The organism is Legionella waltersii, from assembly GCF_001468085.1.
Classification (GTDB): domain Bacteria; phylum Pseudomonadota; class Gammaproteobacteria; order Legionellales; family Legionellaceae; genus Legionella; species Legionella waltersii.
The window spans coordinates 17382-33012 of record NZ_LNZB01000056.1 but is presented as its reverse complement, the minus strand read 5'-3'; the positions used below and the strand labels follow the sequence as shown (position 1 = coordinate 33012).

Genomic DNA, 15631 nt, shown 5'->3' with positions numbered 1-15631 from the left:
TTGATGAAATCCAGATTTTTTATAGCCTGTGCCTTGATAATGTTGTCTTCTTGCAATTGGTTTCATGAATCAAAAAATGTCCAAATTGCTATCATAGAACTTAAAGTTCCTAATGAAAGTAATGCAAATCTAATTCGCGGAGCAGATTTAGCCGTTGAAGAGCTAAATAGCAAAGGTGGATTGCTAGGACGGCACATTGTTTTAAAGCATATCAAAACAAATGATGATGTGAATGAAGGAATGGTCGTTGCTGAATCGCTTACGCGAGAACCTAATCTAATTGCAGTAATTGGGCATGTGTCTTCTGATGTGACTCTACCGGTATCAAGCATCTATGAGCGAAATCAAATCTTAATGATAACTCCGACAGCGACGAGTGACTCCATCACTGAAAATAAGCGCAATTATATATTTCGTATGATCCCCAAAAATACAGAAATTGGAAGAAGTCTAGCCAGCTATTTTGTCAATCATGGTTATAAAAAGGCAATCGTATTTTATCCAAGAACAGAGTATGGCTTAGATTTAGCGAATAACTTCGAGAAAAGAGCAACTAGCTTAGGGATTAATATAGTTGATCGGCGAAGTTACTACGAGCAATCTGGAAACTACACCGATTTATTTGATTTTTGGAACCAACATTATGAGTTTGACTCCATCTTGCTGATAGGGACTTTACCTGAAGGTGCTTATATCCTAAACCAGATCCGTGAAGCCCCTATCGATGTTCCAATTATTTCTGGTGATACTTTTGCTAATGACGAAATCATTAAACTTTGCGGCAAACACTCTGAGGGATTAGTGGCAGTTGCATTCGCTCAGCTGGATTATTTTAAAAATTCACGCTTAGCTGCATTCAGGGAAGCCTATTTAAAAAAATACAAATCGGAACCCGATCAATTTTCGATATTAGGCTATGATTCGATTTTATTGGTTGCTAATGCGGCCACATCAAAAAAATCACTGGCCACCTCTGATATTGCTGATTATTTTCACAACCATGCCTATCGTGGATTGGTTTCCACTTACCTTTTTGATGGATATGGCAACAATATTAAATTTAAAACCCCCTATCTCATGCAAGTCAAAAAGGGAGCTTTTACCTTCATCAAGGAAAGGCAATGAATGGTTGTTTTATCATCAATCATTCCCTATAATCGGCATCTCATTACAATAAAAAAGGTGTACACAAATGAAAAAATGGATAGCTGTCATTGCTGCTAGTATGATGTTCATGAATGCTCATGCTAAAGAATCGTATTGCGGATATAAAGACTATTTTCACCTAAGCGATACAACCCATCCAGGAGTGTACATTGTTAGTGGTTTTAATGATTCTGACGTGATATTACAACTCGTAGGACCTCGTAGTTTTGTTATCAGAGACGGGTTTGACTGCCGCGCTGGATATGCCCATGTAACTGTCGCCTATGACAATGATCATTGGTGCGTTCTAGATATCAAAGATGGACCATTGATGATGCATCCAGTGGTTAGTGCGTCTTGTAATGGAATGCGTTATATCAATACCACCTATGATGGATTTGGCACTTATTCCTACGCTATTAATTTAGATTAATTAATACTTATTAGGATTTATGAAAAGCACCACAGTTCTGTTAAATTAGTAGCCTGTATTAACCCAGATTAATACAGGCTACTAATTTTACTTTATGACATTGGCCACGTGACGTAGGCCTTGGAATGAATAATTAACAAACTCTAGCCCTTTTCCAAAATAAACTTAGCTGCTTGCTCTGCTATCATCATCGTAGGAGCATTCGTATTCCCAGAGATGACGGCCGGCATGATTGATGCGTCTGCTATCATTAACCCTTCAACACCATAAACATTGAGTTTAGGATCAACTACGGCCATTTCATCCTTGCCCATTCGGCAGCTACCAACAGGATGATAAACAGTATCGGTACGTTGTCGAATGAGATGAAGTATTTCCTCCTCTGATTTGGCGGGATAGAGAGGCTTAGCGCCATAAGAAGCGAATAAAGGATGTTCCATAATTTCTTGACTCATTTGATACGCTTTAATCATCGTATTGACGTCGTATTCATGATCAAGAAAATTCGGATGAATTGCTGGTGCATGGAATGGGTTTGCAGATTTCAAGCTAATTTGCCCTCTGCTCTTAGGTCTTAATACGCAACAATGCAAAGACATCCCTTTAAAAAAGTGAAATTTATGGCAGTGATTGTCTACAACTCCCGGAACAAAATGCAATTGGATATCTGGTCTGGATACATGATTATCACTAGAGAGAAAGCCCCCCGCCTCCGCAAAATTTGAAGTGATTATTCCTGATTTAAATCGCCTGTATTCCCTTAAGCCTTTAATGATGTCAATGATTCCTGAAGGATTGAAGCCTAATAACTCAGCGTTTTTGGATTTGTACACATGCACATAATCAGGATGATCATGAAGATTCTCCCCTACACCAGGCAATTCATGAACACAAGCTATACCAAACTTATCCAACTGTTCTTTTGAACCAACACCTGAAAGTAAAAGGAGCTGAGGAGTATTTATTGCCCCCGCGGTTAATATCACTTTCTTCTTAGCGGTAAATTCGACGTGTTTTCCCTGGTGCCTAACTCGGACACCGGAACAATGTTTATGATTAAACATTAACTTCATGGCATGGGCTTTCAATAAAACGGTTAAATTTGGTTTGGATAAAATGGATTGCAGAAAAGCATCTGCAGAAGAATGTCTTTTTCCAGACTTTTGTGTAACTTGATAAAAACCAACTCCCGACTGCTCGGCTCCATTAAAATCAGTATTTCTCCTATAGCCACAAGCCACAGCAGCATCAATAAAAACTTGTGACGCCGGGTTGGGACTAATCAAATCATTGACAGCCAACTCCCCTTGATACCCATGAAATGCACTGTTTATCGTCGCATTGTTTTCAAACCGTTTAAACAGAGGCAATACCGCGTTATAACTCCAATCAGAAGAAGTCGATTTTTCCCATTCATCATAATCCTCCTTCTGGCCTCGAATATAAATCATCGCATTGATGCCACTAGAACCTCCGAGCACTTTGCCTCTAGGCTGATAACCTCTTCTATTATTCAGTCCAGGTTGTGGTTCAGTGTAGTAATGCCAATTTTTTAAACAAAAAGGCATGGTAAACACAGTAAAGAATGGTATCTGAATAAATAGAGATTGATTGCTTCCTCCAGACTCTAACAACAATACAGTATTCTCAGGGTTTTCGCTTAATCGAGCGGCCAAAAGGCATCCTGCACTTCCGCCTCCAATAATGATGTAATCGAAATCCATATCTCTCCCTGACTTTTGTATACTTCAGAACTCACTCAAAACCAAACTCACGCACATTTAGGGCAAATACCATAGATATTCAAAGCATGATCCGTCATTTTAAAGTGGGCACGTTCGGCAATAATTTTTTGTCTTTTTTCAATTTCTTCATCACAAAATTCTTCAACTCGTCCGCATTTAACGCAAACCAAGTGATCATGATGTTCGCCTTGAGACAACTCGAATACAGAGTATCCCCCTTCAAAATTATGACGTGCAACCAATCCTGCAGCTTCAAATTGAGTTAATACTCGATATACAGTAGCCAAACCAACATCTTCCCCTGATTCTAACAACGCTTTATAAACTCCTTCAGCGCTCAAGTGATGATGACGAGACTGCTCTAAAATTTGTAATACTTTTAATCGAGGTACTGTAATTTTCAATCCAGCGTCTTTTAGCTGCTGACTTTCTTCCACACGAGCTCCTTTACACTAATGAATTCAACTTGATGACAGGTGCCTTTCAACAAATGACATGCTATTATGGCGAAATTTTTCATGGTAGGCAAAAAAATGCGACTAATAACCCTTTTCATGTGTGTGATATTAACCTTAGGATTGACTCAATGCTCTTCCATTGATTTGTCAAGACGAATAACTCAACAAGGCAATCTGCTCCCTCAGTCAAAAATTAATCGACTGAAAGTTGGAATGAGTAAAAATGATGTTGCCCTATTAATGGGGACAAGCTTATTAAGTCCTATGTTTAATAACAATCGGTGGGACTACGCTTACACTTGGCGAAGAGGTCAAGGAGCTATAGAAAAACGAAAGGTAGTTCTGTATTTCTCCAATAATTCGTTGGCAAAAATTGAGCATAAGCCATAAAAGAAACGTAGTCGCTCTGTCAATCCCGCTTTTTATTCGCGAGCTTAGTTTTCAATTTGACTTGAGCGACTTTCCGGCGCTTGTCCTTTGGATCGAGGATTAAAGACCGATAAAGCTCTATCCGGTCTCCTTCCTTTAATGTGGTCTCATTTGAGACCAATTTGCCATAAATACCGATAGCTAAACCATTTGTTTCTGGACAAATGCTGTATATATTCGATTGGTTGAGAGCTTGCTCAACGGTAGCTCCATCCTTTAAATCCAGCCGCATATGGACCGTCGAACCCGATCCAGGAACATAAATCAACTCAACTTGAACCATACACTGCCTCGGCTCTTTCACAAAATGCATCAACCATCTTATCAGTCACTTGATCAAAAACAGGGCCTAGCAGCATTGAAAATATTTTTCCTTTAAACTCAAACTCCAAATCGAATGAAATTTGACAACCTTTTTTCACTTCGTCGAATCTCCAAAATCCCTCAAGATGACTGAATGGACCATCTACAAGTCGAATTTCAATCATTTTATTGACTTGCAATCGGTTACGTGTGGTAAAAGACTTACTCATGCCTGCTGCTCCAATAACTAAAGTAGCCTGCACTTCATCTGCATCTCGATGATTCACTTTACTTTCAGTACAATAAGGTAAGAACTCCGCGTAATTCTCTACTTCATTCACCAAACGATACATTTGCTCACAGGTAAAGGAAACCGTTCGCGATCGTTTCACTATAGGCATTAATAAGCTCCTTGTATTTGTTGATTCAACCATAAGCCAAGGTCTTTTAGTTCTTCGAAACACACTGAATGCTCCATAGGATATTCATGATAAGAAATCTCTTTAAATCCTTGAGACAATAACCAATTTTTACTCTGCTGTGTCCATTTTGGTAATACTAAAGGATCGTATTGGCCTGCACCCATAAAAATTGGCGTGCTGCCATCTAAACTTGGAATTATATGATTAGCCAGAGGGATATAAGCTGATAGTGCAATAATTCCACCAAGACTACCCTCATAATTCAGAGCAGTATGCAAAGCCATAGCTCCTCCTTGAGAAAAACCTGCTAAAAATAGTTGTTGGGATGTGAATTCACTTTGTAATTGTGAATCAAGAACGCTTCTTATCATAGCAGCAGACTCTTCAATTCCTTCCTTATCCTCACGATGGATTAAATCTAAACCAATAATATCGTACCAAGCAGGCATAATCATACCGTTATTCAAGGTTACTGATCTTAAAGGAGCATCTAGAAATACATGCTTTATACCTAAATCCTGATCATTTAATTGATCAGCCAATCCCATCATGTCTGAAGCATCAGCACCCAATCCATGCATCCAGATAATGCAGGCCTGTGCTTTTACTTGAGGTTCTTTCGTATAAATGGTCAAAAGAGATTCTCCAACTAAAATTGAAATTATCCTCAATGAGAAAGAACTGCGCAAGTTTAGAAGACAAAATATAGAAAAAAAATGGAATTCAATGGGCAGTTTAAATATAATCTCTGATAAAACACCCTATAATTTAATTAGATGAAATTCCCCCAATTCATTTTTATAGTATGTCTAGTGTCTCTATGTGTATCTGCTTGTGGTCAAAAGGGGCCATTGTACTTACCAGATACCTCCAAAATCACTGGCACAACTTCTAAATGATGAGCAACTAAATGACGATACACTTTACTAAAATGCATGGCTTAGGGAATGACTTCATAGTCATCGACGCTATCCATCAACAGATCAAACTCAATCCACTTCAAATTGCAAAAATGGCAAATCGCAGTACAGGAATTGGCTTTGATCAATGTTTACTGATTGAACCTAGCCAAAATGAAAATATCGATTTTCAATATCGAATTTTTAATGCCGATGGACAAGAAGTTGGACAATGTGGAAATGGAGCCAGGTGCATTGCATTATTCGCAAAACATTATGGACTTACCAATAAAAATAAACTGACCGTTGCAACAAAAACCACTCATATGGAATTGGTAATAAACGCTGATGATTCTGTCAGTGTTAACATGGGTAAACCAAAACTATCTCCGGCTCAAATTCCTTTAAATGTGCCTACACAATTAGACCAATACTCCCTTCGCCTCAACGATGAGCAGATTGTTAACTTTCATTCAATTGGTGTAGGGAATCCTCATGCAGTGTTAGCAGTTCCAGATGTCGATCAGGCACCTGTCCACGCATTAGGAAAGCAGATCTGTTTGCACCCTCTATTTCCAGAGCAAACGAATGTTGAGTTCATGCAAATTTTGAATGAACATCATATCAAGCTAAGGGTGTATGAGCGCGGCTGCGGGGAAACTATTGCTTGTGGTAGTGGTGCTGTAGCAGCTGCTGCGATTGGCCGACTTTTTTATAATCTTGCAGATCTAATCTCCATATCTTTACTCGGAGGTGATTTGCAGGTCAGTTGGCCCAAAATTGATGGAGATATAATTCTTACCGGCCCTGCTGCCTTCGTTTATGAAGGAAAAATGCTTCCATAACCTATTTACCACTTTTAAATCACCTATTGAATTTTTTTTTCAGTCAGTTATTCTGACCGTATCCATTAAATGGAATTAACAGAACAACAAGAAACTTAATCTCAAGACACACTGGAATTTAATAAGCGAATTCGAATTCGAACCTAACGTTTAAAAAGGTCTTTTGATAGAGCTAAGGTCAAGGAGGAGCCAATGACTGATTCTAAAGGCAGCCCGCCATCACTGGATAATCCTACGGAACTCATTCAGCAATTTATTAGTCTATTAAGTGCCTACAATGATTCCCAGTTACCTCCTCCAGAATTAGCTACGCGATTACAGATATTACATTCCCACGGACAATTAGCGAGGACAATAAAAATAGCGGTAACTCAAGAAACCTCTTTAACAGCAAACCAAAAGCATTGGTTTAGCACTCAATGTTTATTACTTTCACCAGATGATGCAACGCTTTTACCCTACATCATAAAATTAACGTCATTCAAATGGCTGGAGCGTCGCATGAAAGGAAATTCCCCCTTAAATTTTGAACTTTTAAAAATCGCGATCAATAATTCCGACTACATTAAGGAAATTAATACCAATGACGAGAATCAAAATAGATTCATAGAGGCTATGGTAGTAAGTCAATTTTCTCACCGACAAGTTCTTGAAATCATACAGCTTGCAGAAGATAAGCAAGTCAAATCGTTATTAATCATTTATTTGTTAAGTCAAGAGGACTATTTAACAAATCTTAAGGGCCCCTCAATACTTGACGCCATTAAAAATAATAATCAACATATCCCTTCCAGGTTGAATACTTTTGTTCATCAGATACAACCTAGTACTCTTACCACCCAACGCATTGGAGTGCTAGAACCGGAAGCAGCCACAAGTATTCTTTTCTCAATTCCTCATTTTCACCTACTTTCAGAACAACAGATAAGTGCGCTACTTGGAAGAAACCCCCATCCTAACATCATTTCATATTGGCTTAGACATTATTATTTCATGCCAAATGCACATCTTGTTCTTGCTCATTTAATGAGAATAGCAAGTCCGTTAGTCCTATCGGAATTGAACTCTTTAGAGCAACCGATTCGTGATTCTCTTAGTAGCAAAATGCTCCAGCATATCCAGTTATATCAACCCGCTCATTTGGCTAAACTTAAATACACCAATGATAGAATTTTAGTCCACGCTCTGCGCCTCTTTATGCAAGGTCACCAAAGCAAATCCATGGTTGAGTTTATCACACTGCATGCATTCAATTTATTAAATTCAAAGTGCCCATTTTCCAAAAATACAATCCAATTAATCATTTGCTTAAGCCAGTTCGAGCAATTTAAACGAATCAATAGCTATATCTCTCTGTTCATTAATTATTACCTTAGAGCAAATGCTGAAAGTGGTGATATTAGCTTATTCTATGAGGAGAACGCTCTTAATCCTCAATGCCTTATACAAAGGATTCAACCTATCGCCCCTGAAGATAAAAATAAACCTCAAGAACAAAACACCGGTGTATTAGGTTTTCTTTATTCGGCTACTGATACGACGACAGACAATGTCCTTGAACTTATCCCCACTGACATTAAAGAACATCCTCTAGTTGCAGAGTTGGTACAGAGGAAAAAAACGATTACCTCACTTGATTATTTCATTATGCATTTTAAAGGTGAAACAAAACACCTCGACAAGTTGATTACTGATTACTTGAACTATTGCCTCCAAGAAGGAGCTACTGAGACTCGTAGGCAATCGCTACATCATATTGTTATTCTAATTACTCGTAATGAGCTGTCGCAACCCATTAGAGATACTATCTATAGTGCATTTTTAAATTTCCCTGAACTTTTTGATGAGCAAATCGCCTATTTCTTAATCCTCCACAATGCAAAACAAACCATTCATCAGTATGGTCAACAAGGAGGCGTTGAAAATTACAACCACGTAGTTAATCTTTGTGAGTTAGCCCTTAAAAAGCTCAATCCAGATCTTCATAAAGAAGTATGTGACATGGTCAAACAAGCACAAAAGGAAGCAACATTGGAAATTAAATTCAGTGAGGAAACAGGTTTCTTTGATCGCCTATTTAGACGCTTTAAACGGTGTTGGTACTATGGTTGGACCGGCTTTTTCTACCCGAATCCACCGATGTATGTTGTTGCAACAGACAATGTAGATGCTAACCTTGTGCAAAAAAACACAGAATCGCGCATCAATACTACTGCAATACATGATGTCATGCAAGCAGATATAATCGGCATTCTGAAAGAAATCAAATCTGATTGCTCTGTTGAAAACCTAGATGCGTTAATAAAATCATATAGGGTATTTGCATTGAAGGCGAGTACTAAAAATGAAGAATCTATTCGTCAAGAGATACAACAGTTGTATAAGTCACTGTTGGTTTTATCGGAGAGTAATTCAGAAATCAGCGCTTGGCTTAATACCCATCAGGGTTTATTTGAACTTAACTCCCTGCGCTTGATAGAAATTAAATTAGCTCAGAATAAAAGCGATGATGCGCAACAACTTGCTGGAGAATTTCCCGATAGCTCAATGTTTTTAAATGAATTTAAAAAGGAGCTTAACTGCCCTATGCCACAACAAATACCAGTTATCACTAATCCCTCCGTTAAAAAACCAGCGCCTGAAACCCTTCTCAATCAAACAGCTAATTTGCTATCAGAAACAGTTACCTCGGCTCTGGGTAAACTTTCTAGATTTTATACTCGCGCAAGTTCATACATTGAAACAAGTTCAATTGCGAAGGAATTATCTTCATGTTCAGTAAGAATAAAATAGCTCCTCTATATAACTAATAATTGCTTACTTGACGGGATCACAGTAATACACCAAAATTAAAGTTAAACCACATAAAATTGAAGTAGATATGGAAGAAAAAAGGCTATATTTCAGAATGAAAAATAATGGAGAAATGCGTGCATTCATCTCACATGTAGCCCTTGATGTTATAGAAATCTCTTCCAATGGCGCTCTTGTTATAAAAAAGAGCGTTCATTTACCATCAGCAGGAGTTATTGAAATACATATTAATAATTTTGCGATCAATGTTAATTATGAGATATTAAGAACAGATAAAGATGCAATGGTTTTAGTATTCATTAATGAAGAACAAATTAATGCTCTATTTGTTGTACTAAAACACTTAAGAGATGAGAGAAAAAGAAAAGCGCGAAAATCCTCCTAATTGTTCTAGGCTAACTTCCAACGTTTATGCATCCAATTCCACTGCTCAGGATGAGCAAGAATGATCTTCTCAAGTGCTTGGTTATAAGCTAGCGTGTTTTGGTAAAGTGATTCTTGAGTACTTTCATAATCCTTCCATGGAATTGGGTCATGAAACTCCAAAACATGCTTTCCATTTGGTAATCGATAACTTGCTGCAGGTATAACTGGAATCCCTGTATGCCGTGACAAAGTTGCTAAACTTCTATAAGTCCCAGCCTTTTTCCCAAAAAACTCTACGGCAATTCCATCGCGATTAACCAAAGAGGCATGCTGGTCCAAAACAAATATAACAGCATGATTTTTCTCTAAAGCAAGACACACTTGTTCTAATGAGTTTTTTTTAGGTATGACATTCAAGCCCGATTGATAGTAGCGTTTGAATAAGATTTTTTCTATGGGTTTAAAACGTAGGGTTCTTCTTATAAAATGAAATTGGCCTTTAAATTCTTTAAAATTCATTACACCGCCCAGCGGCGCGAATTCCCAATTGCCAAAATGTCCGGTAACAACTAATACACCCTTTTGTTGAGCCACAACTGCCAGCATATTCTCATGACCAACAACTTCCACACAATTTCTAAGCTGATGTTCACTCATAAAACGAAGCTGTATTGCTTCTTTCAGAGATTTAGCTAAATGGGAATAATACGACTTAATTAAGTGCGTTTTCTGAGTTTCATTTAGCTTATCACCATAAACTTGAGTTATATTCGCGCGAATCAACTTTTTTCTATAGGGCAGTAAACGATAGAGTAAACGTCCTGCAATACTAACAGGTAATTGATCAATTTGCTCATTCAAGTTAATCACAGGATTTAATCACCAAACAAGCATTCATGCTAGCAAATCCCCTGTTGATCATCACGGCATACTGTTTACCTTTTAAGTCTTGATGATCACTGCTTACCGATAAGCCCTCACAACTTGATGCAACTTTTTCAAGATTGGCTATCCCAGGTGAGCAATTCGCATTTAGTGCATAACTAGTGAGCACTGCATCTAATACACCAGAAGCACATACAGTATGTCCCATGGACCATTTAAAAGCTGTGGTTGGCGTTTTATATCCTGAAAAGATTGAGTTAATTGCATGGGCTTCACTGATATCTGACTTAGTATTCCCATTGCCATGAGCAACTACAAGACCAATATCTTCAGGCTTTATTAGAGCCATATTCAATGCCTGCTCCAGCAATTGCGTCAAATGCTTGCCATCTGATTCTATGGAAAACAGACCTGATGATTCAGTAGCGGATAAACCTCCAACAATTTCACCATAGCACGTTGCTTCTCTTGCCATAACACTGGATTCACTTTCTAAGACTATTGCAGCAGCGCCTTCAGCTAGAATAGTACCATCATGTTGTTCATCAAAAGGTTTAAGATGTCGATTACTCAATACGCCTAATTTTTCGTAATAAAAAAATGCTTGTGGTTCAGTTGCTATATCATACGCCACGACGATGGCCCTCTCTGCCTGTCCAGATTTTATAGCATGATACGCTTCTAGTAAGGCCTGAGTTCCACCTACAGCATGATTCGTCACATTATGATTAGGTCCTTTAAATCCGTACGTAATCCCGGTATATGCTAGCACATTGTTTGGCAATATTCTTAACAACCACATGGGATGCACTTCATCAAATAATTGTTGTGCAAAAGTACGCATGTCACCTTGAGTTTTACTAATTAATTGTAAAAAATCATACTGTTGAAAATATTTATTTCCGGGTGACCCAACATAAATTGCAGTTTGCTCATTAAATTCATCAGCTGCTGCAAGATTATCTCGGTAGTTGATCATTCTACTTTGCTCAACGGCTTGAACAGCAGCATTAATGCCCATTACATCATGGCGTGAAATAACCTTTATCAATTTTCTATCAGGCAACAGTTTAGCTGGTTGAAAATCCTTCAATTCGCCGCCTAAACAATAAGCCCATTCGGCTGATTCAAGGGATTCAATCTTGTCAATGCCAGAATGGCCAGAAAGTATTGCATTCCAGGTTTCATCTGCAGTTGCTCCAGAAGCCGATAAGGCACTTCGCCCCGTTATGAATACTCTGTTTTCTCTATTCATGACCTTGCTCCCTGAAATTCAGGATGCTTAAATAGCAAGCAACTATTTGACCCACCAAAACCAAAGGAATTCGATACCACTACACCTAATGATTTTTCCCTCGGTCCATCAATCACATAGTCTAAGTCACATTCGGGATCAGGAGTGGTTAAATTAGCCGTTTTAGGTATTTGTCCTTGTTCTATCGATTTTACCGAAAGCACAGCTTCAAGTGCCCCTGCTGCCGCAATCAAATGTCCAGTTTGGCTCTTTGTTGAGCTAACAGGTAAATTCGCTATTCTTTCAGAAAAAACAGCCTTTATAGCATTTGTTTCACTAAGATCATTCATCTTCGTAGAAGTTCCATGAGCATTAATGTAGTCCACATCTCTTGGTTGAACTCCAGCATCGGAAAGCGCTCTTTCAATAGCTTGTATTGCTCCATCACCATTAGGATGGGAATCAGTAATTCTATAAGAACTTAAAGAATTACCTTCTCCAGCAAGCTCAGCATAAATACGAGCGCCTCGTGCTTTTGCTTTATCCCAATCCTCTAAGATTAAAAACGCTGCTCCTTCACCGAGTACAAAACCATTTCGAGTCAGATCAAAAGGCCGGCTTGCAGTATTGGGAGTTTCATTATAGGTAGACAAAGCACCTAAAAGACAAAAGCTAGAGAGTCCTAGTGGATTAATCATTGAATCAAAGCCACCTGCTAGCATGTAATCAACCTCGCCTCTTCTTAGGACTTGCAAAGCCAACCCTAAAGCCTGCCCACCTGAGGCACACGCTGTATGAACGGAGCTTGCATAACCAGTAATACCAAATTGTTGAATAAGCATGGATAAACCTGAGTTTGATGTGGTTTTACCAAAATCAACTAGTTGATAAAAATCCCTTGAAGATGCTTGAAGTTTCTGCCAGTCAATATCACCCGCTACAGCTGCGCATTGCTGAAAACGTTGTAAATACTCAAACTCCGAAGTCATCATTCCGCTTCCAGTAACAACACCCCACTGGCCTGCTGTTTGATCAGTTGGTATTATATTCGCGTCTTCAAATGCTTGTCTTGCAGCCTCTAAGGCATAATGTGTGAACGACATGGCAAAGCGCGTATGTTTCCCCTGTAAGCTTGGGTGTGGAACAAAATTTTTAACTTCTGCTGCAATATAAGTTGGAAAAGCACTGGCATCAAACTGCTTTATGTTATCTATGCCTGAATGCCCTGCCATTAAATTATTCCAGGTACTAACAACATCGTTTCCTAGCGGAGAAACTGCTCCTAAGCCTGTAATAGCAACACGTCGCTTCATCATTTCATTAGCCCTTGGGTATAAATACTACATCTACAACACAGACTCGCTTGCCTTCAACCTCACTGCGAAAATTTAAAATCAGCTCATCTGATGATTTTTGTTTTACGGTAATTTGCGACACCACAACATCACCTGGTTGAACAAAATCACTCATTTTAATCTTACGCAATTCGAGCACTTGATATTCCGTGTCATAATCCGCTCTTTTTATAAACTCTTTGGCCAGGTTTAGCTTGCACTCAAGTAAAACAGTCAATGGGAGAACCGGTTTTTTAGGAAAATGATCAGGAAAATACGTCGCGGCTCTATTGACTTTTTTTTCTGCAATTAAACTGACACCCGAATCACTATGAATAATTCGATCAAAATGCATGTGATTTGATATAAATTTTGCGTCTTGCTCAATATTTTGTAAGCAATCTACATTTGCTGTTGTAATACTTTGCCAATCACCAGGTCGATAAATTTCAGAAAACTGCTGCCGTATTTCGTCTGAACCAATAAAATTAGACATGGGAAGCAAGGGGCCTAGTGCTCCTTCGATGGTAAAGACCTCTTCTGTTCCAACCCGAGCTACACTATGATATTGAACAGCAGTCTCATCCATAGAGTCTATATAAGATTCTAAGAGAATAGTCTCACCAATATAGGCGGGTCTACGTAAACTCGCTTTGGCGACAACTCCAGCCACTGGTCTTGCAGTAAACTCATTTTTTTGCATGACATTCCATGCAGCTAACTGACCTAACGCTTCACCTATAAAGGATGATATAAAGCAAGGCCTATCTTGATCATCTGTACTAAGATAGGCATCATCCCAAGTAACGTGTTTTATACCTTTGACCCATGCACCTGGTAACAACTCAACAATTCGGTCAACCAATAAAAAACGCATTAGGCTAGCGCTTCCACCGCTTGCTGCTCTTGTAACGCTGATACAACAAGTTTACAAAAGGTTTCAACAGTAAATAGCATAGGAATTTCATTAACTTTCATGTTTGTCTTAAATCGTTCTGCAGGTACCTCACTCAAATAGCTTTTCAAGGCAGCCAAACCACGTTCAGTTAAAGCACCGCCCTTTTCAAACTCATCTTCAGCGAGATCACCACGAGCATTTTTTTCTAATTGGCCACGTGGTATTTTAATTTTAAATTCTTTTTCTAGCTGAAAAACCAAATCAAGGAAATCAATGGACTCTGCCCCCAAATCCATTATTAAACTTTTATCTACAGTTACATCGTCCTGATCAATCACTAGTACATCAGCAATAATTTCACTAACCTTAGGGTATACTTCATTAACATTCATTATTTTTCCTCAAAAGCTGCTACGCTTGCAAAGCTTAAAATTATAACATAAAAAATAGTTTAAGCATCTACAGGACTTACGAAAAACCATAAGGTCAAGGCAAAATGGTTTTAATGAGTGATTTTAGATTAACTCAAAAACCGAATTAAAACGACTTTAAACGATGAGATTGGGTATTTTTCGTAATTCCTGAGGTAGACTATTAACCTACCTGGCTATAACCCGCATCCACAAACAAAGTATGCGCATTAATCATGCCGGCTTCAGGCAAGCATAATAAGTAAATCGCATTTGCTACATCGTTGGGAGTTAGTGGCCTGTCTGCTAAAGCATGTGCTTGATATTCATCCAGTAATTGCTCTCTATTAGGGAAATGTTTCAACGCATCAGTATCTACAACACCCGCAGAAACTGTATTTACTGTAATACCCAAAGGAGCCAACTCCAGACTTAATGATCGTACCAATGCTTCTAGAGCGGCTTTTGATGCACCTATAAATGCATAGTTAGGTATGGCTCTAGATGCGCCCAAGCTAGATAAAGCGATGACTCGACTTCCCTTGGGCATTAGTTCATGTCCCTCGCTTACTAGATGATTCAATGCCAGCGCGTTCGTTTCTAAACACCATCGCCAATGTTTAGTTGACATCTTTAATGCAGGCTTTAATACGCCACTAGCTGCATTACTAACCAAAAAATCCAAGTGGTTAAAATGCTGTTTGAACTGAACAAACATGTCCTTTATCGACTGGTGATCAGCTACGTCAGCTTGAAGCGCGATTGCTTTCCTACCTAAACCTTGTATTTCAGCAACAAGAGCTTGAGCCTCATCAGAACTATTGTAATACACTACAGCAATATCACAGCCTGCATTAGCTAATTTTAATGCTGTTGCCTTACCAATACCTCTGGCACCACCAGTTATTAACGCTACCTTTCCTGAAAAAGTTACTCCAGTCATATGGAAATCCCAATAGTATAAAATGGCACCAAACTACCTATATTATTAGGTGCTGTCAATTAAAATT

General features: G+C 38.6%; 18 protein-coding genes. 7 read left to right on the top strand and 11 right to left on the bottom strand.

Annotated features, from left to right (window positions below):
* The first annotated feature begins 3 nt into the window (after window positions 1-3).
* Both Lwal_RS12080 and Lwal_RS12075 read left to right on the top strand, forming a co-directional pair.
* Entirely contained in the window at window positions 4-1125 is a 1122-nt protein-coding gene (locus Lwal_RS12080; protein ID WP_058481061.1) for an ABC transporter substrate-binding protein, read from the top strand.
* Between the two features lie 67 nt (window positions 1126-1192).
* Window positions 1193-1579 (top strand): hypothetical protein, encoded by a 387-nt coding sequence (locus Lwal_RS12075; protein WP_058481060.1) that lies wholly within the window; start codon window positions 1193-1195, stop codon window positions 1577-1579.
* Window positions 1580-1722: 143 nt separating this feature from the next.
* Here the strand turns inward: Lwal_RS12075 and Lwal_RS12070 are convergent, their stop codons facing one another.
* Complete coding sequence (locus tag Lwal_RS12070) at window positions 1723-3303, bottom strand: GMC family oxidoreductase (protein WP_058481059.1); 1581 nt, start codon at window positions 3301-3303, stop codon at window positions 1723-1725.
* Window positions 3304-3350: 47 nt separating this feature from the next.
* Window positions 3351-3761 (bottom strand): ferric iron uptake transcriptional regulator, encoded by a 411-nt coding sequence (gene fur / locus Lwal_RS12065; protein WP_058481058.1) that lies wholly within the window; start codon window positions 3759-3761, stop codon window positions 3351-3353.
* Between the two features lie 66 nt (window positions 3762-3827).
* Here fur and Lwal_RS12060 point away from each other — a divergent pair, with 66 nt between their 5' ends.
* A complete protein-coding gene (locus Lwal_RS12060) occupies window positions 3828-4172 on the top strand; it encodes an outer membrane protein assembly factor BamE (RefSeq protein ID WP_058481057.1) in 345 nt (114 codons plus the stop codon).
* Between the two features lie 19 nt (window positions 4173-4191).
* Here Lwal_RS12060 and Lwal_RS12055 read toward each other — a convergent pair whose 3' ends face one another.
* Genes Lwal_RS12055 through Lwal_RS12045 form a run of 3 tightly spaced genes read right to left on the bottom strand, consistent with a single transcriptional unit; the run spans window position 4192 to window position 5571 of the window.
* On the bottom strand, window positions 4192-4494 hold the full coding sequence (locus tag Lwal_RS12055; protein WP_058481056.1) for an RnfH family protein: 303 nt from the start codon (window positions 4492-4494) through the stop codon (window positions 4192-4194).
* Window positions 4481-4915, bottom strand: coding sequence for a type II toxin-antitoxin system RatA family toxin (locus Lwal_RS12050; RefSeq protein WP_058481055.1), 435 nt, complete (start codon window positions 4913-4915; stop codon window positions 4481-4483). The genes Lwal_RS12055 and Lwal_RS12050 overlap by 14 nt, the downstream gene beginning before the upstream one ends.
* Entirely contained in the window at window positions 4915-5571 is a 657-nt protein-coding gene (locus Lwal_RS12045; protein ID WP_083500097.1) for an alpha/beta hydrolase, read from the bottom strand. Before Lwal_RS12045 ends, Lwal_RS12050 begins: the two co-directional genes overlap by 1 nt.
* Before the next feature lie 141 nt (window positions 5572-5712).
* Between Lwal_RS12045 and lptM the strand changes: the two genes are divergently transcribed.
* The 4 genes from lptM (at window position 5713) to Lwal_RS12030 (ending at window position 9879) form a co-directional block, all read left to right on the top strand.
* Entirely contained in the window at window positions 5713-5835 is a 123-nt protein-coding gene (lptM, locus tag Lwal_RS17435; RefSeq protein WP_133141216.1) for an LPS translocon maturation chaperone LptM, read from the top strand.
* An 11-nt stretch (window positions 5836-5846) separates the two neighbouring features.
* Window positions 5847-6680: a diaminopimelate epimerase gene (dapF, locus tag Lwal_RS12040; protein ID WP_058481054.1), complete on the top strand. Its 834-nt coding sequence runs from the start codon at window positions 5847-5849 to the stop codon at window positions 6678-6680.
* Between the two features lie 192 nt (window positions 6681-6872).
* Window positions 6873-9473, top strand: a complete 2601-nt coding sequence (locus tag Lwal_RS12035) for a hypothetical protein (RefSeq protein WP_058481053.1) — start codon at window positions 6873-6875, stop codon at window positions 9471-9473.
* An 88-nt stretch (window positions 9474-9561) separates the two neighbouring features.
* Window positions 9562-9879: a PilZ-like domain-containing protein gene (locus tag Lwal_RS12030; RefSeq protein ID WP_058481052.1), complete on the top strand. Its 318-nt coding sequence runs from the start codon at window positions 9562-9564 to the stop codon at window positions 9877-9879.
* Between the two features lie 5 nt (window positions 9880-9884).
* Here the strand turns inward: Lwal_RS12030 and Lwal_RS12025 are convergent, their stop codons facing one another.
* The 6 genes from Lwal_RS12025 to fabL all read right to left on the bottom strand — a co-directional run bounded on the left by Lwal_RS12025 (window position 9885) and on the right by fabL (window position 15564).
* Complete coding sequence (locus Lwal_RS12025; protein WP_058481051.1) at window positions 9885-10730, bottom strand: lysophospholipid acyltransferase family protein; 846 nt, start codon at window positions 10728-10730, stop codon at window positions 9885-9887.
* Entirely contained in the window at window positions 10723-12000 is a 1278-nt protein-coding gene (locus Lwal_RS12020) for a beta-ketoacyl-[acyl-carrier-protein] synthase family protein (RefSeq protein WP_058481050.1), read from the bottom strand. The genes Lwal_RS12025 and Lwal_RS12020 overlap by 8 nt, the downstream gene beginning before the upstream one ends.
* Window positions 11997-13292, bottom strand: a complete 1296-nt coding sequence (locus tag Lwal_RS12015) for a beta-ketoacyl-[acyl-carrier-protein] synthase family protein (protein WP_083500105.1) — start codon at window positions 13290-13292, stop codon at window positions 11997-11999. Before Lwal_RS12015 ends, Lwal_RS12020 begins: the two co-directional genes overlap by 4 nt.
* Before the next feature lie 7 nt (window positions 13293-13299).
* Window positions 13300-14190, bottom strand: coding sequence for an ApeI family dehydratase (locus Lwal_RS12010; RefSeq protein ID WP_058481048.1), 891 nt, complete (start codon window positions 14188-14190; stop codon window positions 13300-13302).
* Entirely contained in the window at window positions 14190-14603 is a 414-nt protein-coding gene (locus Lwal_RS12005; RefSeq protein WP_058481047.1) for an acyl carrier protein, read from the bottom strand. Before Lwal_RS12005 ends, Lwal_RS12010 begins: the two co-directional genes overlap by 1 nt.
* A gap of 202 nt (window positions 14604-14805) precedes the next feature.
* On the bottom strand, window positions 14806-15564 hold the full coding sequence (gene fabL / locus Lwal_RS12000) for an enoyl-[acyl-carrier-protein] reductase FabL (RefSeq protein ID WP_058481046.1): 759 nt from the start codon (window positions 15562-15564) through the stop codon (window positions 14806-14808).
* Between the last annotated feature and the right edge of the window lie 67 nt (window positions 15565-15631).

What these genes read in the sequence shown, in the direction of transcription:
- Lwal_RS12020 (WP_058481050.1), bottom strand. Translation starts at nt 12,000, where the DNA reads ATGAATAGAGAAAACAGAGTATTCATAACGGGGCGAAGTGCCTTATCG.
- Lwal_RS12060 (WP_058481057.1), top strand. Translation starts at nt 3,828, where the DNA reads ATGGCGAAATTTTTCATGGTAGGCAAAAAAATGCGACTAATAACCCTT.
- Lwal_RS12010 (WP_058481048.1), bottom strand. Translation starts at nt 14,190, where the DNA reads ATGCGTTTTTTATTGGTTGACCGAATTGTTGAGTTGTTACCAGGTGCA.
- Lwal_RS12050 (WP_058481055.1), bottom strand. Translation starts at nt 4,915, where the DNA reads ATGCCTATAGTGAAACGATCGCGAACGGTTTCCTTTACCTGTGAGCAA.
- dapF (WP_058481054.1), top strand. Translation starts at nt 5,847, where the DNA reads ATGACGATACACTTTACTAAAATGCATGGCTTAGGGAATGACTTCATA.
- Lwal_RS12035 (WP_058481053.1), top strand. Translation starts at nt 6,873, where the DNA reads ATGACTGATTCTAAAGGCAGCCCGCCATCACTGGATAATCCTACGGAA.
- Lwal_RS12015 (WP_083500105.1), bottom strand. Translation starts at nt 13,292, where the DNA reads ATGAAGCGACGTGTTGCTATTACAGGCTTAGGAGCAGTTTCTCCGCTA.
- Lwal_RS12055 (WP_058481056.1), bottom strand. Translation starts at nt 4,494, where the DNA reads ATGGTTCAAGTTGAGTTGATTTATGTTCCTGGATCGGGTTCGACGGTC.
- lptM (WP_133141216.1), top strand. Translation starts at nt 5,713, where the DNA reads ATGAAATTCCCCCAATTCATTTTTATAGTATGTCTAGTGTCTCTATGT.
- Lwal_RS12030 (WP_058481052.1), top strand. Translation starts at nt 9,562, where the DNA reads ATGGAAGAAAAAAGGCTATATTTCAGAATGAAAAATAATGGAGAAATG.
- Lwal_RS12070 (WP_058481059.1), bottom strand. Translation starts at nt 3,303, where the DNA reads ATGGATTTCGATTACATCATTATTGGAGGCGGAAGTGCAGGATGCCTT.
- Lwal_RS12080 (WP_058481061.1), top strand. Translation starts at nt 4, where the DNA reads ATGAAATCCAGATTTTTTATAGCCTGTGCCTTGATAATGTTGTCTTCT.
- Lwal_RS12075 (WP_058481060.1), top strand. Translation starts at nt 1,193, where the DNA reads ATGAAAAAATGGATAGCTGTCATTGCTGCTAGTATGATGTTCATGAAT.
- Lwal_RS12005 (WP_058481047.1), bottom strand. Translation starts at nt 14,603, where the DNA reads ATGAATGTTAATGAAGTATACCCTAAGGTTAGTGAAATTATTGCTGAT.
- fabL (WP_058481046.1), bottom strand. Translation starts at nt 15,564, where the DNA reads ATGACTGGAGTAACTTTTTCAGGAAAGGTAGCGTTAATAACTGGTGGT.